This is a genomic window from Fulvivirga sedimenti (assembly GCF_020328055.1).
Genome location: NZ_JAIXNE010000010.1, coordinates 37279 through 64278, shown reverse-complemented (window position 1 = coordinate 64278; position 27000 = coordinate 37279). Strand labels below are relative to the sequence as shown.

Below are 27000 nucleotides of genomic sequence, written 5' to 3'. Positions count from 1 at the left end.
TATACCATGATGTGTGAGAGAAAGGTCGTGAGGTTCATGATATTCATTCTTCCGGCACTCATCGCTGCATGTACCGGACAAAAGGCTGAAGAGCGTTTGTCCCATCCTAAACCCATTTTTCAGGCGATACCCGCCTCCCAAAGCGGTATTAATTTCGCGAATACCCTTCAGCATAATGAACGTATTAATACCTACACCTATCGGAACTTTTACAATGGTGCGGGTGTAGCCGTCGGTGATATCAACAACGACGGTCTGATGGATCTGTATTTCGCAGGAAATCAGGTCGATAATAAACTCTACCTCAACAAGGGTAATTTTACCTTTGAAGACATCACAGAAACGGCAGGCCTGGCTTGCCCGCAGGTCTGGTCGACCGGCGTAAGCATGGCCGATGTGAATGGTGACGGTCTTTTGGATATTTATGTCTGCAAGTCGGGACCCCCTGACACACCCAACCGGAATAACGAATTGTTCATCAATAACGGTGATCTCACCTTTACCGAGATGGCGCACGAATATGGTGTTGCCGATAAAGGATTATCCAATCATGCAGCTTTCTTTGACTATGACCGCGACGGTGATCTTGATATGTATCTGCTCAATAATTCCCTGAGATCCATTGGGATCTATGATCTCAGGGACCATCAGCGTGAAATCAGGGATCCGGAGGGAGGCAATAAACTTTACCGGAATGACGGCGAGCGGTTCACCGATGTCAGTGAACAAGCGGGAATTTATGGAAGTGCCATCGGGTTCGGACTTGGAGTAACCATTGCCGATGTGAATAAGGACCTGTGGCCGGATATATTTGTCTCTAATGACTTCTTCGAACGTGATTACCTGTACATCAACAGGGGAGATGGAACCTTTGAGGAAGGACTTACTGAATACATGAATGAGATCAGCATGGGATCAATGGGCGCAGATATCGCCGATCTCAATAACGATACCTATCCGGATATTTATGTGAGCGAGATGTTGCCGGCATCTCTACAACGAGTGAAAACTAAAACTTTGTTTGAGGACTGGGATAAATACCAGGCTGATGTCGCGAACGGGTATTTTCATCAATTCACCCGAAATGCTTTTCAGATTAACAACGGGCCAATCCCTGGAAATGAAAACCGGGTGTTCTTTAGCGAGGTGAGCAGGCTGACGGGCACGCATGCTACCGACTGGAGCTGGGGCGCGCTGCTTTTTGATGCAGACAATAACGGGTACAGGGATATTTTCGTGGCGAATGGAATTTATAAAGATCTTACGGATCAGGATTATGTGAATTTCTATTCGAATAATGAAATTCTGATATCACGGCATAAACAGGACAGTACATTACTTACAACCCTGATCGACAAGATACCGTCCGTTCCCCTCAATAATTTTCTATTCCTGAACCAGGGGGACATGAAGTTTACCGAGCAGGCTGTTGTCTCGGGAATTGACCAAAAGGGATTTTCTAATGGAGCAGTGTATGCAGACCTTGACAACGATGGTGCATTGGATCTCATCCTGAACAACATCAATGAAGTTGCCTCGATCTACCGCAATCTGGATACCACCAATCACTTTCTGCAAATTCAGCTGCTTGGCTCTCCTGCAAATTCAGCGGCATTCGGGACACAGATATACGCCTACGCCGGGGGACAGGTGTTTTTTGCTGAACAATATCCTGTAAAGGGCTATATGTCATCGATGGATCCCCGGGTTCACATGGGTCTTGGGAAACATGAAATCCTTGATTCGCTGATCATCCTTTGGCCAGACGGAAAGAAGGATACCATGGTCAAAGTTGAAACCAATCGTCATATCACCCTGGAGTACAGGGAGTATTTGCTGTTTGCGCCTCCAACTATCCCGGAAAAACAAGCAAGGATGCTGAATGCTGTTTCTGTTGATGGTCTTGCTGATGTTGAGCATCATGAAAATAATTTCAGTGACTTCAACCGGGACAGACTATTGTATGAAATGTATTCGAATGAAGGTCCGGGTAGTGCAGCAGGAGACCTGAACGGGGATGGCCTGGATGACTTTATCCTGGGAGGTTCTTCCGGCGAAGCCCTGTCCGTTTATCTGCAGAATGAGGATGGCTCGTTTGAAAGAATCCCTTCCGAGGTTTTTGAGCAGGACCGCTTAACCGAAGACGTTGAAATCGTTGTGTTTGACGCCGAAAATGACGGGGATGAGGACATTTATGTAGCGGGTGGGGGGAATGAATTTTCCTTCGGGGATTTCCTGTTAAAGGACCGGATTTATCTGAACGACGGCAATGGCGGCTTCTCCCGGTCCGGTACTTTTACAATCGCACCCGCTGAGGCAACCGGCTTTGTACTGGCAATAGATTATGATTCCGACGGCGATACTGATATCATCACAGGAACGCGGATGATCCCTTTCAAATATGGTGTGCCGGGAAGCGCCCATGTTTTCAGGAATGAGGGAAACGGAAATTTCAGGGATGTTACTAAAGAGGTGGCTCCGGAATTTGCGAGCTTAGGATTGCTAACGGGCGCTGTATACGAAGATTTGAATGCCAATGGCAAACCGGAAATTGTGATGACGGGTGAATGGATGAAGCCGCGAACCTTTGAATGGAACGGTGACCGGTTTGAAGAAACGGATTTGCTGGAAACGTTGCCTTCAGGATTATATAAGTCTGTCTCTGCCGCCGACATTAACCTCGACGGACGAATGGATCTGGTATTTGGTAATTATGGTTCGAATACACGTCTCAAGGCGTCGAAAGGTAGTCCGCTTACCTGGAATATTGCCGATTATGACGGGAATGGACGGCTCGATCATATACTATCGGTCTATGAGGCTGATACCTTGTATCCGCTCAATTTATTGCAGGATATTTCTAAGCAGCTTCCTTCGCTTCGCAAAAAATTTCAGACCTTCGATGCTTATAAAAACGCTTCCACTGCCGAGGTATTGCAAGGTATGGAAAAGTCAGATGAGCTGGTACTGAAGGCTGAAGAACTGGAGAGCTTTGTCTGGATGAATGATGGTGGAAATGGCTACGTAATGAAATTGCCCTGGCAGGCACAATTGAGTCCGGTTTATGCAATTCTGCCGGTCGTCTCTGCGGCAAGTGAGAATGTAAGCTTATTTTTGGGGGGAAATCAAACCCGCGTGAAACCGGAATTAGGAATTTATAATGCTTCCTACGGTGTTTGTTTTACTTCAGGAGGTGATACTGCCATAACCTATGTTCCTCATCAGGAATCTGGTTTCTGGATTCGGGGAGAGATTAGAAATTTGATAAAATTGAAGATCAGAGGAAAAGATTGTGTAATTGCGGTGAGAAACAATGACCGCATTAAGATTTGGGAAATTGAGTAATGATGAAGGCAAAACTAATAGGAATACTCTTACTTGCCGTTGCGGCCTGTACACCAAAAAGTGAATACCAGGTAATGCTGGAGCGGGAACTGGCTTCAGAGGTTCGAAACGACAGTTTGTTTCTGGGGTTTCACTTCGGGATGAGCCAGAAGGACTTTTACGCCAGTTGCTGGGACATGAACAAACAGGGTCTCCTCATACAGGGACCGAGTAATTTGTCTGTCGAATATTTCCTGGACGATGAATTGGATTTCCCTGCCTTCATGAGATTCTATCCGCAGTTTGATCAGCAAAATGCAATTTACAATATGCCGGTTGAATTCGTTTACAAAGCCTACGCCCCGTGGGATAAGACTACATCATCGGACTCGCTCTTGCTGGATGTTAAGGATCTCATGGAGGATTGGTATGGTGAGGGATTTGTATTTCTGGAAGACCCGGAAGGGGCAAGAAGCGTCTGGGTGAAGGTAGATGGAAACCGGAGAATCCGGATTTTCAAGCGGGATGTGTCCGTGGTGGCGATGGATATTTCCGATATGACAAATGGAAAAATGAAGGAGAAGGATGGGTAGACGATTAGTAATTTTCGTATCCTTAATTGCATGTTATGCATGTACGGAGGATGTTTCCGATAAAGTGGCTGTACCGGAAGAACCGTTATTTGTGCAGGTTTCATCGGAAGAGTCCGGCATAGATTTTAAGAATGAGCTCACTTTCAATGAGGAGTTCAACATTTACACATATCGAAATTATTATAACGGTGGTGGGGTTGCATTGGGCGATGTGAATAATGACGGTCTCATTGATATTTATCTCACCGGAAACCTGGTTTCCAATAAGTTATATCTGAATAAGGGAAATTTTCAGTTTGAAGATGTGACCGACAAAGCGGGTGTCGCCGGAAACCGGGCATGGAGTACAGGTGTGAGTATGGCCGATATAAACGGCGACGGCTGGCTCGATATCTATATTTGTAATTCGGGTGATATTCAGGGAGATAATAAGGAAAATGAACTTTTCATTAACAATGGAGATGGAACCTTTACCGAAAAGGGCCAGGAATACGGCCTTGCCGATAACGGTTTCAGCACACACGCAGCGTTTTTTGATTATGACAAGGACGGGGACCTGGACGTCTATCTGCTGAACAATTCCTACCAGGCAATCGGTAGTTTTAACCTGATGCAAAATAAACGGCCTGAGCGGGATCCGGTAGGAGGTGACAAACTTTTCAGGAACGATGGCGATGTTTTCACCGACGTAAGTGAAGAAGCCGGAATCTATGGAAGCATTATTGGTTTTGGACTTGGAGTAACCGTAGGAGATGTGAACCGTGACGGCTGGCAGGATATATTCATTTCCAACGACTTCTTTGAACGGGATTACCTCTACATAAACAACGGAGACGGGACCTTTACCGAGCAACTTGAAGATGCTATGAAATCCATCAGTGCCGCATCTATGGGTGCAGATATGGCCGACGTCAATAATGATGGATACATGGACATTTTTGTCACCGACATGCTTCCTGAGTCCATTGAACGCCTTAAACAGGTAACTACATTTGAGAACTGGGATAAGCTGATGTACAATGTTCAAAACAAGTATCATTATCAGTTTACCAGGAACATGCTCCATCTTAACAATGGCGATGGAACTTTCACTGAAGTAGGTCGGCTTGCCGGAGTTGAAGCGACCGACTGGAGCTGGGGGGCCTTGATTTTCGACATGGATAATGATGGGTTTAAGGATATCTTCGTAGCCAATGGCATCTATCAGGATATAACCGATCTCGACTATCTGAATTTTATTCAGGACGATGAGACCAAGAGAAAAATAATTACTGAGGAGGGCGTGGATTATAAGGGCCTGATCGATCCTATTCCGATTAACCCTGTTTCAAATTATGCATTTCGTAACAACGGTGACCTTTCATTTACGAATATGGCTGATCAGTGGGGTCTGGGTGAACCGGTTCATTCCAACGGATCTGCCTATGGAGATCTTGATAATGACGGCGATCTGGACCTGGTGGTGAATAATGTAAATGCTGTTGCAGGTGTATTCCGAAACCGGGCCACCGAGGCAGTTCCAAATAGTAATTATCTCCGGCTCAGGCTCCATGGTGAAGGAAAAAATACGGATGCAGTCGGTACGCGCATTATCGGACAGCTTAGTTCAGGGGCTTTGTATATGGAACAACAACCGACGCGAGGCTTCGAATCTTCGGTAGACCCGGTGCTGCATATCGGCCTCGGAGGAGACACAATTATCTCAGAACTCCAGATCATCTGGCCTGATGACCGGCTGACGGTGCTGAACCAGGTTGCTGCCAATCAGTCAATTGAATTATTTCAGAAAGATGCCGGGGCTACTTATCAGTACGCAAAAACGATCTCACCAAAGATGTTCACAAGTGAGTCAGGATCCATTCCGTTTCAGCATCAGGAGAATAATTTTGTTGATTTTGACCGGGACCGCCTGATTTACCACATGCTGTCCAATGAAGGGCCCGCAGCCGCACTGGGAGATGTGAACGGGGATGGACTGAAAGATATATTCATGGGTGGCGCCAAAGACCAGGCCGGCGTAATTCTGATTCAGAATGAAACAGGAGAGTTCAGCTTATCGGTTCAATCTGTATTCGATGGTGATAAAGGAAGTGAAGATGTGGGAGCGCTGTTTTTTGATGCCGACGGTGATGGCGACCAGGACCTCTTCGTGGTGAGTGGCGGCAACGAATTTAGTCTCGGTGCCCCTGAGCTGAAAAACCGGCTTTACATAAACGATGGAAGCGGTGAGTTTAAGAAATCACAGCAACCTCTCCTCAGCCAGATGAGCGAAATCTCATCAGTGGTAGTGGCCGCGGATTATGATGGGGATGGTGATCAGGACCTGTTTATCGGGACGCGTGCCGTACCCTTTAAATATGGGCTTTCGCCGGATTCCTATCTGCTGGAAAATGACGGGAAGGGCATCTTTACAAATGTTTCAGATGAAAAAGCGCCAGACCTCGCTGCTATCGGCATGGTAACTGATGCCCGTTGGGCAGACACAGACGGCGACGGCGATGCAGACCTGATGATGGTTGGAGAGTGGATGGCTCCAGTCCTCCTTGTTAATGAGGGTGGTGTCTTGCGTCGGTCTGAACAGCAATCTGTCCTGGATCAATACACGGGCTGGTATAATTCGATTGAGGCGCATGATATCGATTCAGACGGAGATATGGATTTCGTTCTGGGAAATCATGGTTTAAATTCAAGGTTTCAGGCGAGTGCCGACAAGCCTGTGCACCTGTACATCAGTGACTTTGATCGTAATGGTGCTATTGAGCATATCTATGCCCAAAAGGAGGATGACGGCAATGAATATCCTTTTGCATTGAAGCATGAGTTGGTGATGCAAATGCCAGGGCTAAAGAAGCGATATCTGAAATACAAGGATTATAATGATCAGACAGTGGAACAAATATTTTCAGCCGAACAACTAAAAGCTGCCACGCAGAAAGAAGTGAAGGAGTTGCGTTCGGCAGTCCTCGTAAACAAAGGAGATGGGTCATTTGCATGGAAGGCATTACCCGTGGAAGCCCAGCTTGCGCCGGTATATGCTTTCATTTTTACCGATATCGATAATGATGGGTTGGTTGATCTGATAGCAGGCGGCAATCAGTACCGGGCGAAACCGGAAGCAGGCAGATATGATGGAAGCCGTGGTATGGTGCTGATGAATCGGGGTGAGGGTAAATTCGAATCCATCCCCGGGCGTGAGACGGGCTTTATCGTCGAGGGAGAGATCAGGGGTTTTCTGTTGATCAAATCTACAGGACGTCGGTTGATCGTGATACGGAATAATGATGTTCCAGATGTATTTTCGTTTTAGTTATATTTTTCTCACCGGTCTTCTGGCATTCCTTGTTTCATGTGGGGAAATAAGGGAGGAGAGCCTTCCAAAAACCCAATTTACCCGGGTTCTGGCAGAGGATAGCGGAATCGGCTTTTCAAATCAACTAGTCTCCACGGAGGACTGGAATATCATAGAATACCTTTATTTCTATAACGGCGCGGGCGTGGCTGCCGGTGATATTAATAATGACGGACTGGTTGATCTGTTCTTCACCTCCAACCAGGGTTCAAACAAACTCTACCTGAATAAAGGTGCAATGAAATTCACCGATGTAACAGACCAGGCAGGTCTCGCATCCGATGGATGGAGTACTGGTGTCGTTATGGCAGATGTAAATGGTGACGGCTGGCTGGATATCTATGTGTGTCAGGTAGGTAATTACAAGGGCCAGACCGGCCGAAATAAATTATATATCAATCAAACGAATGGCACTTTTAAGGATGAGGCAAATGCCTATGGACTTGATTTTTCAGGGCTTTCAACCCAGGTGGCATTTTTTGATTATGACAATGACGGCGACCTGGATATGTATTTGCTGAATCACAGCGTTCATGGTGTAGATACGTATGGGCCTTCCAGCATTCGTGAAGAACAAGATCCTGAATCAGGCGACAGGCTTTTTAGAAACCTCAGCGATGAAGGAACTTCCACATTTGTGGATGTGACACAGGAGGCCGGGATTTACAGCAGTCAGATTGGATATGGCCTGGGCGTACATATTCTTGATTATAACCAGGATGGCTTTTCTGACATTTATGTTTCCAATGATTTTCATGAGAACGACTATCTCTATGAAAATCAGGGCGATGGTACATTCATCGAGCGCGGACAGGAAGCTTTCGGACATACGAGCCGGTATTCCATGGGGAATGATGCGGGTGATATTAACAATGATGGTCTTCCTGAAATTATAACGCTTGATATGCTGCCTACAGACCCGGTTATCTTACGAAAATCAGCTGCCGAAGACCGGAATGAGGTTAGTGCGATCAAGGCACAATATGGCTACGGGCCACAATCGGTTCGCAACGGCCTGCAATTTAACTGGGGAAATGGTCAGTTCAGTGATATCGCACCGTTCGCGGGAATTTTTGCGACCGACTGGAGTTGGGCTCCCCTGGTCGGAGATCTTGACAATGATGGATGGAACGATATTTATATTACGAATGGAATTGCCGGCAGACCCAATGATCTTGATTACATTCAGTATTTTGCCAACACCGCCGGAAAGGGAAGGCAGGCCTCAGATGAAGAGCTGATAGAAAAAATGCCGCAGGTAGAAATTTCAAATTATCTTTTTAGAAACAGCGGTGAGACGATATTTACAGATGTTACCAGCGATTGGGGTGTTTCTGTTCCTTCCTATTCACACGGCTCGGTTTTTACTGATTTGGATAATGACGGAGATCTTGATGTGGTCGTTAACAATGTGAATGCCGAGGCTTTTATCTGGGAGAATCATACCGAAGAACTCACCAATAATCACTACCTGAAGATCAGGTTGAAACACCTTGACAAGAATGTTAATGGTATCGGTACCAGGATCTTTCTCTACAGCGGAGGTCAAATTCAATACCGTGAAGTTTCTGCTGTGCACGGATTTATGTCGGGCGCTGTTCAGGATATTCATTTTGGACTTGGTGATGATCCCGCTGTCGACAGTGTAGTGATATTCTGGCCTGGTTTTACGCGTCAAACGATCAGGGAGATATCTACTGACACTGTTGTTTTTATTCAGAGTAACGGGGAGTCGTATGAATTACCTGAAGAAGGTCCGCATGCGGACAGGAAGGTCGAGGTGCAGGGTTTGTCAGATTTTGTTCCAGTCGAGAACAAAAACTTTGTGGATTACCAACGGGAGCACCTTATTCCCTACAACCTCTCATCCGAAGGACCGGCTGTTGCGGTTGGTGATGTAAATGGCGATTCATATGATGACGTATTTATTGGAGGAGCACATGGCGTGAGGCCCACCTTATGGATTGGCGGTGCCAATGGATTTGAATTGCAGCGAAATACGGTCTGGCTGGATGAAGTCCCCTATGAAGATGTGGATGCGTTGTTTTTTGATGCAGACCTGGATGGCGATCAGGACTTATTCATTGTGAGTGGTGGCAATCAGTATGCTGAAGGTAATTTCCTCCTGCGTGATCGCCTTTTCCGCAATGATGGTCAGGGGCAATTCTCGAGGGTAGCAGGTATTCCTGCAGTGGCTCTGAACGGTTCCGTTGTTCGCATGGCTGATGTGAACGGTGATGGGTTGCCAGATCTCTTTGTAGGCGCCAGGTCGGTCCCGGGTTCCTATGGATCAGCTCCCGAAAACATTATTCTTGTGAACCGCGGTGGTTTACAGTTTGAGGTATTCAGTGGCTTTAAGCTAAAGGGCATGGTAAGTGATGCCCAATGGGAAGATATGGATGGTGATGGAGATCCGGATTTGGTGGTTGCAGGAGACTGGATGGCGGTGACTATCATGGAAAATCATGGAGACGAATTTATCGCGCATCAAATTCCTGAAAGCAGGGGATGGTGGAGAAGCCTTGAAATAATTGACCTGGATAAGGATGGTAAACCGGATATTCTGGCGGGGAACATGGGATTGAATCATACGCTGAAGACTTCGCCTGATGAGCCAGTGTCATTATTGCTGGCTGACTTTGACGATAACGGTCAGAAGGATCCGGTAATTCTTCATTATAAAAGCGGGATCGAAATCCCATTTGCATCCAAGGATGAACTTGATAAGCAGGTACCTGCTATGAAGAAGGAATTTACCTCCTACAAGGCATATGCAGATGCCAGGAATATCAGGGAAATTTTAACGGGTATGGCCAGCGGTGTTCTGGAAGAACGGCAACTGGACACTTTTGCGCATATGTCTTTCGTGAACTCAGGCGGGCTGACATTCATTGGTAAGGCGCTTCCGGATCGGGCCCAATGGACCTGTATTAATGACTTTTTTGTGAGTTATGCGGAAAATGATGAGGTGAGTATCCTGGCGGCGGGTAATTCCCTTGCAGGGAATACAAACCTGGGGCCTTTGGATGGGATTCCTCTTATGGAATTAAATTATTCGGAAGGCTCGATGCATTTTACCAGAGCCTGGAATACTCCGTTCTACCAGGGGGTTGCAAAAAGTATGCTGGAGTTAAATGGAAGGGATTCTTTGCTCATGATTATTCAGCAGGGAAAATCACCCATATTCTGGGCGAAATGACATTTCCTGGACTCTTTTTTCGGTAATTTTAGGCGGAAAACGTATCTTTCAGAGATATCCAACAATCAATACAATACCAACAAAAACTTATCAAAGGAATAGAAATGAAGACGTGTAGAATGGTAATCAGCATGCTGGCGTTAATGACGCTTTTTTTTGCATGCCAGGAGACTCAAGAAACGGGCCGGGAGGTGATTAAACTTGAATATCTCTACGGTTCAATGGAGAACCTCACAGATGTAATCGTGCATGACATATTCTCGCCGCCGGTTGCAAGCCGGATTTATGCTTATCCAAGTGTGGCAGCCTATGAAATAATGGCACAATCTGATTCATCCTATCGCTCGCTTGCCGGTCAGCTGAAAGGACTTAAGCCGATACCTCAGCCCCAGGGTGAAATCATTCCTGAGCTTGCGGCACTTGAAGCGTTCAATGAGGTAGGTAAAAATCTGATTTTCTCTGAAGATCGGGTTATTGCCTATCGTGACAGTATTTTTCAGCTGATCCGAAATGACGGTCTTACCGGTGAGATTTATGATAATTCCATTGCATACGGAGATGCCGTAGCAGCGCATATAATGCTTTGGTCTTCAGAAGATAATTATAAACAATCGAGGACCTTCATGAAGCATACCATCTCTAACCGGGAAGGAACCTGGCAGCCAACACCGCCAGCCTATATGGAAGCCATCGAACCCCATTGGAATTCGATCAGACCGTTTGCCATTGATTCTGCAGATCAGTTCACACCGGAGCGACCCACCGAATTTTCGACTGACAAGGACAGTAAATTCTATCAGGAAGTAATGCATGTTTACGAAACAGTCAACAACCTGAATGAGGAACAACAAGAGATTGCCAGTTTCTGGGACTGCAACCCGTACGTGATGAATGTTCGCGGACATGTGATGTTTGCCACAAAAAAAATTACGCCAGGCGGGCACTGGATGGGTATTGCAAAAATAGCCACAGAAACAGCAAAGGCCGATTTTGCGAAATCAACTATGACATACGCGCTCACTTCCATTGCATTGGCGGACGGATTTATCAGTTGCTGGGATGAAAAGTACAGAAGCAACCTGATTCGCCCCGAAACTGTGATTAACCGATATATTGATGAGGAGTGGGTCCCCATGCTTCAGACCCCGCCGTTTCCCGAATATACCAGCGGACATAGTGTAATTTCAGGCGCAGCAGGAGAGGCACTGACCTCTATTTATGGCGATAATTTTCATTTTGTAGATGACACGGAAGCAAAATATGGCCTGCCGGTGCGTGAATTTGATTCTTTCCGTGATGCATCAAGCGAAGCCGCAATCAGCCGGCTTTATGGAGGGATTCACTATATGCCAGCCATTGATAACGGCGTAAAGCAAGGCCGGGCATTAGGTAATTATATCGTCGATAAACTAAGCTTCAGAACCGACGGAAAGAAACAGGAGGTACAATAGTAAGATATATGAGATTATACAAATTCGCTTTACTGGTAATACTGATAACATCCGGCTGTACTTCAGATACAGCCGAAAAAAAAGAAGTTTCGTGGAGTGAATTTTATAAATCAGATCTCTTTATTCAGGTTCAGACTGAATCCATTTTTCCGGATTCCAAGACATTTACCGACTGTACGGCGAAAAGGCCATTGTCTGAGATCCTGACGGATTACAACTCGAAAAAAAGCAGCGCCGACTTTAATTTAAAGTCTTTTTTAGAAGAGAATTTTGAAATCCCTGGTGGAGTACTGTCCTCATTTGAGTCAGACACTTCCCGCTCGATGAAGGAACACATAAACCTCCTATGGGAGCATCTCACAAGGGAGCCGGACCAGGTTTCATCCCTGTCTTCTTTGATTGCACTACCCCAATCATATGTAGTGCCTGGTGGCAGATTCCGCGAAATTTATTACTGGGACAGTTTCTTTACGATGGAGGGACTGATGGTTTCCGGGCGACGTGATCTGGCAGAAAATATGGTTCGCAATTTTGCTTATCTTATTGATACAATTGGTTTTATTCCGAACGGAAACAGGGCGTATTATCTTGGAAGATCACAACCGCCGTTCTTTTCGTGCATGGTTGACCTGTTGGCGAGTAATAACCGCGACCTTTATATTTCATTTCTTCCCGAAATGCAAAAGGAATATGATTTCTGGATGTCGGGTTCAGATAATCTTACCAAACCCGGTAAGGCTGTCAGGCGTGTCGTGAAGATGCCGGATGGAACCATATTAAATCGATATTGGGATGACTTTCCACTTCCCAGGCCTGAGTCCTATAAGGAGGACGTGATTGTAGCCAAAGAAATAGTCTCGACCGGTAATGAGTCGGCAGGAGCGGAGGAAAAGTTCAGACATCTGAGGGCCGGTGCTGAGAGTGGATGGGATTTCAGTTCACGTTGGTTTGCTGATCATAATTCAATTGCTACCATTCATACGACTGATATCGTGCCGGTAGATCTGAATGCCCTGCTCTATTTCCTTGAACTGAAACTCGCACAGGGATATGACTGGCAAGGAGATCAGGAACGGGCAAGATACTACCTGGGGAAGGCAACTGACCGAAAAGCGGCGATTAACAAATACTTATGGGATGATGAAAGCAGCTTTTACATTGATTATGATTTTGTAAATGACAGGGGTACGGGAGTACTGTCCCTCGCTGCATCTTTTCCGCTTTATTTTAAGATTGCAGACAAAGCAAAGGCGAAGAAAGTTATGGAGCGGCTTCAGGGAGAGTTCCTGCAGGATGGCGGCTTTGTCACGACCCTTAATAAAACCGGTCAGCAATGGGACTGGCCCAACGGGTGGGCTCCGTTACAGTGGATTACCATCAATGGACTGTACAATTATGAGTACAATGACCTGGGAAACGAAGGCGCACAACGCTGGCTGTCCCGAAATGAGGAAGTATTCAAGGCTACCGGTAAAATGATGGAGAAATATAATGTTGTAGATATCAGTCTGCTGGCGGGCGGAGGTGAATATGCGCTGCAGGACGGGTTTGGATGGACAAACGGTGTGGCGCTTGCCATGATGAAAATATTTGAAGAGAAAGAGATGGTGGATGAAATGAGGGGAGATGAATAGCTAAGTCGAATTAAAACCCTAATACATGGAAAGCATTGGTCTGAGTGGAATTGACCTTACAATTATTATCGTTTATCTGGTCGGAATCGTATGGTACGGTATCCGTAAAGGTAAAAAGGAGAGTTCTGAGGATTATTTCCTGGCTGGTCGTGATATGGTCTGGCCCATTGTCGGTATATCTTTATTTGCTGCCAACATTGGAAGTAACACGCTGATCGGGCTCGCATCAGATGCATACCAGACGAATGTCGCAGTCTACAACTATGAATGGATGGCGGCCGTCGTGCTCGTATTCTTTTCAATTTTCTTTCTGCCATTTTACCTGCGTTCAAAGGTATATACCATGCCGGAATTTCTTGAACGTCGCTATGATTCACGTTCACGCTATCTTTTTTCTACCATTACCATCATTGGAAATGTGATTATCGATACAGCATCAGGTCTGTATGCAGGCAACCTGATATTGAAGATTATTTTTCCGGAAGTGGAATCATGGATCATTATATCCTTCCTGGCATTTGCCGCAGCGGCTTACACCATTCCCGGGGGACTTTCTTCGGTGGTTCATACAGAGGTAATTCAGGCCATCCTGCTGATTTTTGGTTCGATGCTGCTTACCTATTTCTGTTTTGTGGAAGTAGGGGGATGGCAGGGAATGATAGACGGGGTGAATGCATTAGCCCCCGAAGGAAAAAATGCGGAGGAGGTTTTGAGCCTTGTTAAGCCGGCTTCCGATCCGGATTTGCCCTGGACAGGCCTTATTCTCGGTGTGCCCTTGCTGGGATTCTATTTCTGGGCAAATAACCAGTTCATGGTACAACGCGTACTTTCCGCAAAAAATCTGGATCATGGGCGATGGGGCGCCTTGTTTGCGGGTCTTTTGAAGCTGCCAGTTCTCTTTATCATGGTCATACCCGGTGTAATGGCTATTGTATTGTTCCAGGACCTGGATGTCAGCTTCCTGAATTATAAAATTGATAATGCTGCTGGTGTACAGGTGATCTGTGAAAACCTTGAGGATTGTCCGAATATGACCTATCCAGTGCTGATTTATAAATTATTGCCCACGGGGATACTCGGACTGGTGATTGCCGGACTTCTTGCAGCCATGTCATCAAGTATATCAGCTACCCTCAACTCGGCATCGACACTCATAACCATGGATTTTGTATCCAAGATCAGACCTGGCATGAGCAGCAAGGGACTGGTTCGTGTTGGTCAGATTGCCACTGTGGTACTTGTAATTCTTGCCGCCGCATGGGCGCCGATGATTGAAACCGTTGCTTCGTCGTTATGGGAATATCTCCAGCTGGTACTCACTTATATTGCACCTCCTATCGTGGCGACCTTTGTGATGGGGCTTTTTTACAAGCGCGCCAATGCGAATGGAGCCTTCTACAGCCTGCTGCTTTCATATGGATTGGCAATCGTAATAATCATCATGAAGTCTAATGACATTGCGCCCGGTCTGACCAATATTCACTTCCTTCTCCAGGTACCTATTCTGTTTGTGATATGTGCCGGATTAAATTTCATCATCAGTAACGCAGGTGCTCCTCCGGCAGCTGAAAAAGTGGATGATCTCACCTGGAACAGAAGAATTTATACGGCAGAAACCAAGGAACTGGAAGGACTTCCATGGTATAAGAACTACAGAGTTCTGTCGGTGTTATTATTAATACTGACGGCCTTCATTGTAATCTGGTTCTGGTAAGTTTCATTTAGATTAAAAGACATGAAATCAGGAAAGTACATTATTGCGCTTGATCAGGGCACGACTAGTTCGCGTGCAGTTCTTTTTGATGCACTCGCGAATGTAGTGGCAATTGAACAGCAGGAATTCAGTCAGATCTATCCAAAAGCCGGATGGGTAGAGCATGACGCCAATGAGATCTGGAAGACCCAGTTAAAGGTTTTTGAAGACCTCGTTGCGAAGCATGTTGAAAACGTTTCTGATATTGCCGCGATCGGGATTACCAATCAGCGGGAGACCACACTCATTTGGGACAGGAACACAGGTGAACCCATCCATAATGCCCTGGTGTGGCAGGATACCCGGACTTCCGATTACTGTGAAAGACTTAAGCGAAAAGGCTTAGAGACCAAGGTAAGGGATTCCACTGGGCTCGTGATCGATGCCTATTTTTCTGCAACAAAAATAATTTGGCTTCTGGATAATGTGGAAGGTGCCCGTGAAAGGGCCGAAAAGGGAGAGCTTATGTTCGGGACCATGGATTCCTGGCTTGTGTATAACCTGACGGGTAAAAAGCAGCATGTGACGGATATGACCAATGCCAGCCGTACAATGTTTTACAATATTCAGGATCATCGCTGGGATGAGTCATTGCTAAAAGTACTTAACATTCCGCCTTCACTTTTGCCTGAGGTGAAAAACAGTGCCGCACATTTTGGTGATTTCGAATATCAGGGACATATGATCCCGATTACAGGTATTGCGGGTGATCAGCAGGCCGCGTTGTTCGGGCAGCAATGTTTTGAGGCCGGGATGGCCAAGAATACCTACGGCACCGGGTGTTTCATGCTGATGAATATCGGAAAAGAGATGCAGCTTTCAGATAACGGATTGATCACCACCGTAGGGATCGCGTTGGATGGAAAGTTCAACTATGCGCTGGAAGGCAGCGTGTTTGTTGCAGGTGCCGCAGTACAATGGCTTCGGGACGGTCTTAAAATAATCGAGAAAGCTTCTGAAACAGAACAACTGGCAAAGGATGTCATCGAAGCACATGACGTTGTGATGGTTCCTGCATTCGTTGGGCTGGGTGCCCCATATTGGGATATGTACGCCAGGGGGGCTGTATTCGGACTTACCAGAGATACTAATTATAAGCATCTGGTAAAGGCAACGCTTGAATCGCTTGCCTATCAGACCCGGGACATTATCATTGCCATGCAGAAGGATGCAGGTTATGAGCTTAAGTCACTGAAGGTTGATGGGGGAGCTGTAGCCAATAATTATCTCATGCAATTTCAGGCCGACATTCTTCAGGTAAATGTCGAGCGGCCGGCTGTAATTGAATCTACCGCCCAGGGTGCTGCATATCTTGCCGGTCTTGGATGCGGGTTATGGACGCTCGATGAATTATCTGCTTACCGCGAACTGGACGCTGTATTTGAGCCTGTGATGAAAAAGGAGCAGGCCGACAAACTATACCGGCAATGGCAGAAAGCTGTAAAACGAACCATGAACTGGGTTGAAGATGACTGATATAGAACTGGAAAGACTGGATCGGGATGAGATTATCCGGAATTTGAAATCAACCGATTATGATGTGCTGGTGATCGGCGGTGGAATTACCGGTGCAGGGATTGCACTCGATGCTGCCAGCCGCGGGTTTTCAGTAGCACTGGTTGAGATGAATGATTTTGCATCCGGTACCAGCAGCCGGTCAACGAAGCTCATACATGGGGGTCTCCGATATCTGAAACAATTTGAAATTGCACTGGTACGGGAAGTGGGAAGAGAAAGAGCCATTGTCCATAAACTAGCGCCGCACCTGGTCCGTTCAGAAAAAATGCTGCTGCCGTTAATCCAGGGAGGAACATTTGGGAAGTTTGCCACATCGCTCGGGCTAATGGTTTATGATGTGCTTGCGGGTGTAGAAAGTGCTGATCAGAGAAAGATGCTTTCGAAGGAAGAAACGCTTCTCAAAGAGCCGCTGCTTGACCCGGAAGTCCTGGAAGGGTCCGGAATTTACGCTGAATACCGTACCGATGATGCACGGCTTACAGTGGAAGTTATCAAGACTGCCTGTGCTTTTGGTGCCGACTGTATTAATTATGTGCAGGTACTTGATTTCACCTATGATGAAGGTACAATTAACGGCGCTCATGTTAGGGATGTTGCTTCAGGGGACCTTTTTGATATCAGCGCGCGCTATGTAATAAGCGCGGCAGGTCCGTGGGTGGATGAACTACGTGATAAGGATGATTCCCTGGAGGGCAAGCGTCTGCACCTGACCAAGGGGGTTCATATCGTAATTCCCCATGATAAGCTCCCGGTTCGTCAGGCAGTTTATTTTGATGTACCTGATGGTCGTATGATCTTTGCGATTCCCAGGGGGCAGGTGACCTACGTGGGTACTACCGATACAGATTATTCCGGCGATAAAAATCATGTATTAACGAATCTGGAAGACGTGGAATACCTGCTTGATGCGGTGAATAATACGTTTCCTTCCGTGCATTTAACGAGCGCCGATGTTGTAAGCAGCTGGGCTGGATTGAGACCGTTGATCCATGAGGATGGAAAGTCGGCTTCAGAATTATCAAGAAAGGATGAGATTTTTGAATCTGAAACAGGATTGCTGTCTATGGCCGGGGGAAAATTGACCGGTTACAGGAAGATGGGAGAGCGGATTGTTAATATCCTGGTAAAAAAATTCGAAGAGGATCATGAGGATGCCGGCCTTGCCGATGTTCAAACGGATCACATTCCCTTAGGTGGGGCGGCATTCAAAAATGCGGAAGAAGTAAACATCTATCAGCGAAGGGTTGGTGATGCCATTTTACCGTTTGGGCTAGGTGAATATGATGCCTGGTATCTGACCAGCAACTATGGAAAACAGACAGATACGATCATTGAAAATTTGAAATCAGCTAATTCCAAAGGGCTGCATGCATTGCTGGAAGCAGAGGTCAGGTATTGCATGGAATTTGAGCTTACACATACGCTATGTGATTTTTTTATTCGCAGGACAGGCAGGCTTTACTTCGATATCGGGAGTGTTCGCCAGGGATATGAATGGGTTGCAGAGGTCATGGCGAAAAATCTGAATTGGGATGATGACAGGCTGAATGAGGAAATTCAGGAAATACGCAGAAATATTGAGGAAGTATCTAATTTTACCTGATGTACAACCCATTGGCACTTCACTTGTTGCGCCGCGTTCTGCGCAAGTTGAGAAAAGCAGGCAGGTCCTCGGAGGACTTTGAATTCCGGCTTTCAATTCTTTTTCAGGATCTGCATGAGGCTTTCATGCATATTTATGGCAACCATAAAGATGCCGAAAAGAAGTTCTATGAACTTATCCTGGTAATGGCAGACCGTTTTAATGAACGGCCCGATGCCCTGAAGAAAATTGATGAGAACCGGGAAAAGAATCCGGACTGGTATCTGCACCCTCATCTTTGCGGGATGATGCTCTATATTGACCGATTCGCCGGAAATATCAGGGGGGTTGAAGGAAAGCTGGATTATTTTGATGAATTAAATGTAAATCTCATTCATCTGATGCCCTTCCTGACTGCTCCTCAAGTGAAGAACGATGGAGGTTATGCCGTAAGTGATTACCGGACGGTTGATCCGCGCTTTGGATCGAATAAAGAGCTCATACACCTGGCGTCTGCCATGCGTAAACGCAACAAGTACCTGATGGTTGACCTGGTGGTAAATCATACCTCCGATGAACATGAGTGGGCAGAGAAGGCGAAATCGGGAGATAAGCATTACCGCAACTATTATTATACATTTGAAGAACGTACTGTTCCGGATCTCTTCGAACAAAGTCTGCCGGAAGTATTTCCTGAAAATGCGCCTGGGAATTTTACCTGGTCGGAGGAAATGAAAAGATGGGTGATGACGGTATTCAATTCCTATCAGTGGGATCTCAATTATACCAATCCGGATGTTTTCAGGGAGATGTTGGATATTCTGCTGGTCCAGGCCAACTGGGGAGTTGATATATTTCGGCTGGATGCAGTTGCATTCCTGTGGAAACAGATGGGGACAAATTCCCAAAATCTCCCGATGGCGCATGCGATTCTTAAACTGTTTAAAATTTGTACCCAGGCAGTTGCTCCCGGTGTAGCCTTCCTGGCAGAAGCCATTGTGGCTCCCCAGGAAATCATGAAATATTTTGGAGAAAGTGATGTCTGGAGCAATGAATGCGATATGGCGTATAACGCCAGCCTGATGGCCCTGCTGTGGGATGCAGTTGCCACACGCAGCAATAAGATTTTATATCATGCCGTTCATGATATTCCGGTTAAACCAAACGGAACCAGCTGGATCAACTATTTGCGTTGTCATGATGATATCGGGTTAGGATACGATAACCGGCATATTGAACTTTCCGGATTCTCACCAACGCCGCACCGGGAATTTATGGTGAATTTCTATACCGGAAAATTTGAGGGTTCTTTTGCGAAAGGGTTGCCTTTCATGGTAAACCCCAAAACAAATGATGCCCGGATATCCGGAAGTCTGGCTTCTTTGGCCGGCCTGGAAGCGGCAATAGAGCTGAAGGACGAATCACTTAGGGATCTCGCTATTCGAAGAATACTTATGATGCACGGAGTTATCATGGCCTGGGGAGGTATTCCGATGCTATATTATGGGGATGAACTGGCTACTCTGAATGATTATTCCTTTCTTACCCAACCCGAAAAGATGGATGATAACCGTTGGGTACATCGTCCGGTGATTGATTGGGAAAGATCAGAGAAGCGGAGGGATATTTCTACTGATGAAGGGCGGATTTTCCATGGCATTCAACACCAGATTCGCGTACGCGGTGGACTGGAAATACTCGCAGATCATAGTAATCTTGAATTGATAGACCCATCCAATGAGCATGTACTGGCCTATTCGCGTAAAGGGCAGGGTGATGATAAATTGCTGGTAATTGCGAACCTTACTGAACACGAGCAGATCGTTAACGCTGGTATCCTGCATTATTTGCGAATGGATCTGTATGGTTTGATCGATTGCCTTACCGAAAAGGAACCGGCGGTAAGTGAACAGGGGTTCATACTTGCTCCCTATGACATTCTCTGGCTCAAAAAGAGTGTTCCAGTTGAATCCACAGAGGGTTGATTTGATTTTCCTTTAGGTATTTCTTTCTATCTTTAGAAACGCACCGATAATTTATATTATGCATCAGGGATGCCTTGCTTTGTCAGGCACCGGGTGTAATCTGAAAATTCAACATGTCGAATAAATCACATATTTGGGGTATTGATCTTGGAGGTACCAAGATTGAAGGTGTTGTTCTTGACAGGGACAAACTCACAGAACCCTTGTGCCGCATTAGAATCGATACGGAAGCAGAGCAGGGATATGAGCATGTGGTAAGCAGAATATTGCACCTGCTTGAAAAAATGAAAAGTGAGACTGGTCTTGAACCTGATGCGGTTGGAATCGGAACACCAGGTACCACAGACCCGTATACCCATTTGCTAAAGAACAGTAACTCTACTCATTTAAATGGGAAACCTCTCTGGAAGGATCTGGAAAGGAGGGAAGGGGTGAAATTTGTTATGGCAAATGATGCGAACTGTTTCGCACTGGCTGAGGCACGGCTAGGTATAGTTCAGGACGTTAAGCCGGACGCACAGATCGTATTCGGTGTGATTATGGGTACCGGCGTTGGCGGAGGTGTCGTTGTCAACGGCAGGGTGATCAATGGTCATCAGGGAATAGCCGGCGAATGGGGGCATAATTTTCTTGACGAGTCCGGGGGTGCATGTTATTGCGGAAACTCAGGATGTGTTGAGAAGATTCTTGCTGGTCCGTCTCTGGAACGATACTATGAATCCATCTCGGGAGAAAAAAAGCGATTGCGTGATATCGTTGCAAACAGACTGAATGATCCCTTCGCTGAGAAAACCATTGACCGACTGGTACATTTTTTTGGTAAAGGCATAGCGTCGGTGATCAATATCCTGGATCCGGAAGTGATTGTGATCGGAGGCGGAGTTGGAAACATTGATGATATCTATGACCGCGGAGTAAAGTCGGCCACAAAGTTTGCTTTTAATACTTACCTGGAAACGCGGATTGTGAGGCCAAAGCTTGGGGATAGTGCCGGAGTGTTCGGGGCAGCACTGCTAACAATTTAATCCCGATCCCGCGTTATGTAACTCATGTAACACTGCAAGATTCCAATTGACGGTAGCTTTGTTGCATGAATAATCAGATTATCCGGTTAATTAAGGGGGTTTTCATATCCATTTTTTTGTTTTACGGCTCCTTCCCGGCGGTTTCCCAGGAGGAATCAGGGGAAGCGAGGCGACGTCCATTGCGGTTAACTGCGTCGATTGGTCATACATATCTCCCGAAAGATACCCGTGTGGGTAAAGACGTAGCTATTCTGCCATCATTCGGTTTGGATATTGAGTATTGGTTCAGCAGAAGGTTTGCCGTCGGATTACATAATGACCTGGAACTGTTGCACTTTCAGGTAGTGGAGCAAAACGATATTATTATAGAACGGGACTACCCGGTATTGGTGACATTCGATCTGATCTTTAATGTGTATAAGGGATTAACAGTATACTTTGGTCCGGGTGCAGAGCTGGAATCCCATGAAAATTTCTTTGTTACCAGGATTGGCATTGAATACGAGGTTGAGATCGGAAATAACTGGGATCTTCACCCTGTGTTTTTTCACGATGTCCGTCGGAATGCATATGATACATTTTCGTTCGGACTGGGTGTGGGGAAGCGTTTTTAAAGACCCAAACCGAATCGAATGGTGAAAGGGATTTCTTTGATGTCCACTTTTGGCACCTCAACCATCAGCTGAATATTATCAAAGCCTGATACTTCCACTTGTTGTACGGCAATTTGCTCTGCGGGTGTACGTGAAGCGCTTTCCGAAATGCCTAGTACGGGCAGGTTTGAATCGTATCTGAAGATGTGCGTGGTTAATGGCCCCGACGTCTCTGAGCGCATATAAGAAAAGGTTATTTCACGGTCGCGCACGGTGATCGTGGTGGGCTGATCCTTTTTCAGGGTAACATTTTTTGCGAGTACTTCCTCGGTTGCGTTGGCGTCGATATACAAACCAACCTGACCTTCAAGATATAATGTTTGCGCCCCATTTGTGGGCTTTGCCAATGATTTAATATCAATGGCGATGGAGTGATGATCGTCGCTTAATGAAGTTGTACTGAAATCAAAACCATTTTTCACAAAATCCAGCACTTTATCCTTCTTTGAATGCTGTGCAATATAATCTTCAAAATAGTTTTCAATGGTTTCTCCTTTTCGCAGTAAATTCGCCTTTTTGTCATCAGAGAAGTCAAGTATGCGGGTATAATCCGGGGATATTCCCAAAATGGAGGCATTGTCGATCTGGATATACATACCAACTCTAGTCCCTGCGTTCAACTGGGCAAGAGTATCCGCAGAATTTATGGGAGAGATGATCTGGAGTTTGTCGATAGCCACGCAAGGATTGCAATCCTGTGCATTCAGTACCGATGAGACAAACATCAGGACAGGAAGGGTGAAAATAAAACGTTTCATAAAGCACAACAAATTAAGACAATCTAAACATTCATGAATATACCTGTCAAGTTAATCGCGATAGCGGATTTTAAAAAACAAAATTGATAATGCCAATATCAATGTAAGTATATTCGAAATTATTATGGAGATACTACCAATCATGATGCCATAAATGAGCCAGAGGGATACACCAGTACAAAAAAGAAGAAACATGTTAAGGCTAATATCCTTTGTGGAACGTGTTTTCCATGTTTTAATCACTTGTGGAACGAAAGCGACAGTAGTGAGAAAACCAGCAGTAAGTCCTAGAATTTCGATGCTCATCATGAATTTGCAAGATAGGTATATTTTCAGCAAAAAGTCAGCCTAAGATGCTCAGAAAACTGTTGCGATACATTCGTTCTGCGAAATACCGGAGTGTGGGGCTCACGTTTTTATTGATGAGTATACTCTTCGCCTTCTGGGTTACCCGTCTGCCTGATGTGCGCGATAAACTTGGTCTTTCCGAAGGCCAGATCGGTCTGGCTCTTTTCTTTATTCCCTCCGGAGCACTCGCCGCTATGCTCATGAGTCATAGCGTGAACCGGAGGTTCGGAGAAGGAAGGATAATGACAATCAGCCTGCTGCTGCTTTCTGTCACCTCCATTTTTCCATTACTCGCAACTACCTATATCTCACTGTGTGTCAGTCTCTTCTTTTTTGGCTTTACGATGGGTTTTACAGATATATCCATGAATTCTGTGGTGAGTATATTCGAGAAAAGGGACAAGGTAAAAATCATGTCAACAACCCACGGATTTTTTAGTCTCGGGGGCATCATCGGGGCTTCACTCGGAAGTTTGATCGCCGGCGTTGGAATTGGAATGGCTACCCAGATGGTAGCCACAGCAGCCGTGGTCATCCTCATTGATTTGTTGGTCATCAGACCAGTAATTAAAAATGAAAGGGATGATCATAATAATGAAAATGAAGCCTTGTTTGCCATTCCTAAAGGCCCACTGTTGCCACTGGCGATCATCGGATTTTGCATTATGATGGCAGAAGGATCAATTGCCGACTGGAGTGCTATATTTCTGGATGATGTGGTACATGCTCCAGCCCACCTTCTCGGATTTGGATATGCCGCCTTTTCATTCACGATGACGATAGGACGCTTTTATGGAGATGAACTTTCCTCCATTTTGGGACAACAGAAGGTATTGATCCTCGGATGTCTGATCGCATTGGGTGGATTCTTCCTGACTCTTACGGGAGGACTGATCGCTACTTTGGGAGGCTTTGCACTGATAGGTGTCGGGTTTTCTTCAGTGGTGCCTGTTTTATTCAGTATTTCAGGTTCCATGCCCGGAGTATCCTCTTCCTATGGGATTGCCTCTGTTGGCAGCGCAGGATACGCGGGATTTTTACTGGGTCCCGTAGCGATAGGTATTGTCGCGGAATTCCAGGATCTGACCAGAAGCTTTATGCTGCTGATGTTCCTCACATTTTTAGCATTGATTCTGGCCAGATTCAGTTTCCCTTCTGTAAAGTGATTTATTCGGCTTTTTTCCGCCGCATGTAGATTAATAAGCCAATGAAAAGCACAACGAGAATGGCAGGAAGGACAGTCATATAACGAAGTGTCATTTGAGGGCCGGCCGTATCGATGGATTCACCCATGATAGGTAAAACAAGTGAAGTGGCGACCATTCCGGCACCTCCCATGATCGCCAGACCGAGCGCGCCTGAATCAGGAACATACTCGGCAACAAAGCCAAGCATGGTTGGCCAGAAATAACAAACGCCAATAGCAAAGATGATCGCTGAAGACATGGTCATCAGTGCTCCCTCAGAAACACTTAATGCGTATAATCCACCCAGTGAAATGATGGCTGAACCCAGCAGAACTCCCGTTGGGTTGAGGCGATGTACGAGTGGTCCGGCAAAAAACCGTCCAACTGCCATCAGTCCGGTAATTACAACCAGGATGATCATTGGGTTGATGCCACTCCTTTCCAGCAATGCATTGATCCACTGATTCGTTCCCAACTCAGTGGAGGCCGTGAGAAACATACAGAACACCATGAAGGGGAGTAGTAAACTCATTTTATTGATGGCTTTTCCTTCAATGAAGACAAGAATCACAATTACACCCAGGGCAACAAGTGTGGTATTGGATGAAAGGTCAAAATCAATCCATCCCGCTGCGATCAGGATCATGAGCAATACAGTGGCAATGATCGTATAGGGGGCAGAAACGTTTCGAAGCATCTCCTTATAGCTAACGCCAGACATAACCCGTTCTGTCTCCGGAATTCGTTGTTTAAAAAACAGAAATCCGTACAGGGCCAGAGGAATGAATAACAATCCGGTGAGTAATTGCCAGCTCAGGTTGAGATTATCCATCAGGATCCAGGCCAGCAGACCTCCAATTACGATACCGCCGGGAAACCATACATGGAACCTGTTAAGCATTCGGGTCTTTTGATCAGGGAAGATAGTGGCAACGAGCGGATTACACGCCGCTTCCACACTTCCGTTTCCAAGTCCAATGAAAACATTGGCCAGAAAGAGCATGGTATAATCCCGGGCTAAAATAAGTGTGATGAGCCCGATCAGATGCATGGCGAAGGCAAACCAGATCACGGTCTTTGTCTTAACAAGATCAATAATCAACCCGCCAACGAACATGGCCAGTGTAAAGCCCCAGAATGCCGGTCCGAATGCACGTCCCACCTCTTCTTTTGTAAGACCGTAATCTGCTCCGAAAACGAATTCGATTTTCGCCCGAAGGGCAAATGTAAGTGAGGTGACCACAAGCGCCAGGCAACTGGCTATAAACAAGCGATTCCTGTTCTCTTTTAATTCAGTGTTCATAGGTTGTACGGGAAATTGTTGATTAAAAATTTTGCACAATATGATTTAAAAAACGCAAATGAACAACATTACATCATCCGAAAACGATTGCGAAATAAAATAATGGCAGCTTTAGGTAATTTCTTGTTAATTTAAATGATCAACCAATTATGATCTTTTTTCATGAACAGAAAGTTAAAAATGGGAATGGTGGGAGGCAGCAAGGATGCATTTATTGGTGCCATTCATCGTATGGCGGCGAATCTCGATGGACAAATTGAGCTGGTTTGCGGGGCCTTCAGCAGCAACCCGGCAAAGTCACGGGAAACTGGTGAGAGCCTCTATCTGCCTTCCGACAGAATATATGAGAATTTTGAACAGATGATACTGGCTGAAGCTGCCCTTCCTGAAGGTGAGCGGATGGATTTTGTTTCGATCGTAACCCCTAATCATGTCCATTATGCTCCTGCAGCACTGGCGCTGAAACATGGGTTTCACGTAATGATCGATAAACCACTCGCACTTTCAATGGATGAGGCGAAATCCCTTGAATCCCAGGTGGAATCAGGTGGCTTGCTTCTTGGATTAACACATACCTACACGGGATATCCTATGATTAAACATGCCCGGCATATGATTAAATCTGGTGAATTTGGAAAAATCCGCAAGGTATATGTGGAATATCCCCAGGGCTGGCTTTCCCGGAGAAAGGAAGAAACTGGACATAAGGGAGCTTCATGGCGAACGGATCCGGCAAGAAGTGGTATCAGTGGCTGTATGGGAGATATCGGCACACATGCCGAGAATATGGTGGAGTTCGTTACCGGCCTGCGCATTCAGCGATTATGTGCCCAGCTCAATATTGTTGTTGAAGGCCGGCCGATCGATGATGATGGCGCGGTACTAATGGAATTTGATAATGGCGCGACTGGTGTGTTAACGGCATCCCAAATTGCTGCCGGAGAAGAAAATGACCTTAAGATTCGCGCATATGGAGAAAAAGGAGGTGTGGAGTGGAGCCATTCAGATCCCAACTCTTTATGGTTGAAATGGCTGGACAGACCCGCAGAACTTCTGCGCGCCGGAGCCGATCGAGAACTGTCGCCGGTTGCACAGAAAAATATCCGTACTCCCGCGGGCCATCCGGAAGGATATATTGAAGCATTTGCCAATCTTTATAAAAATTTCGCGCATCAACTCAGGGCACGTCTGAATAATACAACTCCAGATCCCGATTTGCTGGATGTTCCAACAGTTTCAGATGGCGTTCGGGGGATGGCATTTATTGAAAAAGTAGTGGAATCCTCCAATGCTGGTGGCATATGGATTCCCTTTATCTATTAAAACAATTAAACCAAT

General features: G+C 45.9%; 17 protein-coding genes. 14 read left to right on the top strand and 3 right to left on the bottom strand.

Features of this window, described 5'->3' with window-relative positions; translation table 11 throughout:
• Positions 1–6: 6 nt before the first annotated feature.
• The 12 genes from LDX50_RS30205 (at position 7) to LDX50_RS30150 (ending at position 22027) form a co-directional block, all read left to right on the top strand.
• Positions 7–3345 carry a VCBS repeat-containing protein gene (locus LDX50_RS30205; protein ID WP_225700042.1) on the top strand — a complete coding sequence of 1113 codons (3339 nt, stop codon included), beginning with the start codon at positions 7–9 and terminating at the stop codon, positions 3343–3345.
• The gene (locus LDX50_RS30200; RefSeq protein WP_225700041.1) at positions 3345–3917 is read left to right on the top strand and encodes a hypothetical protein; all 573 of its coding nucleotides are present in this window, start codon (positions 3345–3347) and stop codon (positions 3915–3917) included. Before LDX50_RS30205 ends, LDX50_RS30200 begins: the two co-directional genes overlap by 1 nt.
• Entirely contained in the window at positions 3910–7224 is a 3315-nt protein-coding gene (locus LDX50_RS30195; RefSeq protein WP_225700040.1) for a VCBS repeat-containing protein, read from the top strand. Before LDX50_RS30200 ends, LDX50_RS30195 begins: the two co-directional genes overlap by 8 nt.
• Positions 7208–10465, top strand: a complete 3258-nt coding sequence (locus LDX50_RS30190; protein ID WP_225700039.1) for a VCBS repeat-containing protein — start codon at positions 7208–7210, stop codon at positions 10463–10465. Before LDX50_RS30195 ends, LDX50_RS30190 begins: the two co-directional genes overlap by 17 nt.
• Before the next feature lie 104 nt (positions 10466–10569).
• Positions 10570–11916, top strand: a complete 1347-nt coding sequence (locus LDX50_RS30185) for a vanadium-dependent haloperoxidase (RefSeq protein WP_225700038.1) — start codon at positions 10570–10572, stop codon at positions 11914–11916.
• Between the two features lie 8 nt (positions 11917–11924).
• Complete coding sequence (gene treF, locus LDX50_RS30180; RefSeq protein WP_225700037.1) at positions 11925–13550, top strand: alpha,alpha-trehalase TreF; 1626 nt, start codon at positions 11925–11927, stop codon at positions 13548–13550.
• A gap of 25 nt (positions 13551–13575) precedes the next feature.
• Positions 13576–15264, top strand: a complete 1689-nt coding sequence (locus LDX50_RS30175; protein WP_225700036.1) for a sodium:solute symporter — start codon at positions 13576–13578, stop codon at positions 15262–15264.
• Positions 15265–15285: 21 nt separating this feature from the next.
• Positions 15286–16779: a glycerol kinase GlpK gene (gene glpK / locus LDX50_RS30170; RefSeq protein WP_225700035.1), complete on the top strand. Its 1494-nt coding sequence runs from the start codon at positions 15286–15288 to the stop codon at positions 16777–16779.
• Positions 16772–18424: a glycerol-3-phosphate dehydrogenase/oxidase gene (locus LDX50_RS30165; RefSeq protein ID WP_225700034.1), complete on the top strand. Its 1653-nt coding sequence runs from the start codon at positions 16772–16774 to the stop codon at positions 18422–18424. The genes glpK and LDX50_RS30165 overlap by 8 nt, the downstream gene beginning before the upstream one ends.
• On the top strand, positions 18424–20388 hold the full coding sequence (locus LDX50_RS30160; RefSeq protein ID WP_225700033.1) for an amylosucrase: 1965 nt from the start codon (positions 18424–18426) through the stop codon (positions 20386–20388). The genes LDX50_RS30165 and LDX50_RS30160 overlap by 1 nt, the downstream gene beginning before the upstream one ends.
• Positions 20389–20501: 113 nt before the next feature.
• Positions 20502–21413, top strand: a complete 912-nt coding sequence (locus LDX50_RS30155) for an ROK family protein (protein ID WP_225700032.1) — start codon at positions 20502–20504, stop codon at positions 21411–21413.
• A gap of 65 nt (positions 21414–21478) precedes the next feature.
• A complete protein-coding gene (locus LDX50_RS30150) occupies positions 21479–22027 on the top strand; it encodes a hypothetical protein (RefSeq protein WP_225700031.1) in 549 nt (182 codons plus the stop codon).
• Here the strand turns inward: LDX50_RS30150 and LDX50_RS30145 are convergent.
• Both LDX50_RS30145 and LDX50_RS30140 read right to left on the bottom strand, forming a co-directional pair.
• The gene (locus LDX50_RS30145; RefSeq protein ID WP_225700030.1) at positions 22024–22824 is read right to left on the bottom strand and encodes a hypothetical protein; all 801 of its coding nucleotides are present in this window, start codon (positions 22822–22824) and stop codon (positions 22024–22026) included. The genes LDX50_RS30150 and LDX50_RS30145 overlap by 4 nt on opposite strands.
• Before the next feature lie 51 nt (positions 22825–22875).
• The gene (locus LDX50_RS30140) at positions 22876–23130 is read right to left on the bottom strand and encodes a SemiSWEET transporter (RefSeq protein ID WP_225700050.1); all 255 of its coding nucleotides are present in this window, start codon (positions 23128–23130) and stop codon (positions 22876–22878) included.
• 47 nt (positions 23131–23177) lie between these two features.
• On the opposite strand from LDX50_RS30140, the gene LDX50_RS30135 reads away from it, so the two are divergent.
• On the top strand, positions 23178–24338 hold the full coding sequence (locus LDX50_RS30135; protein ID WP_225700029.1) for an MFS transporter: 1161 nt from the start codon (positions 23178–23180) through the stop codon (positions 24336–24338).
• Position 24339: 1 nt separating this feature from the next.
• On the opposite strand, the gene LDX50_RS30130 is transcribed toward LDX50_RS30135, so the two are convergent.
• The gene (locus LDX50_RS30130) at positions 24340–25662 is read right to left on the bottom strand and encodes an MFS transporter (protein ID WP_225700028.1); all 1323 of its coding nucleotides are present in this window, start codon (positions 25660–25662) and stop codon (positions 24340–24342) included.
• Positions 25663–25824: 162 nt separating this feature from the next.
• Between LDX50_RS30130 and LDX50_RS30125 the strand changes: the two genes are divergently transcribed.
• The gene (locus tag LDX50_RS30125) at positions 25825–26985 is read left to right on the top strand and encodes a Gfo/Idh/MocA family protein (RefSeq protein WP_225700027.1); all 1161 of its coding nucleotides are present in this window, start codon (positions 25825–25827) and stop codon (positions 26983–26985) included.
• Positions 26986–27000 lie beyond the last annotated feature (15 nt).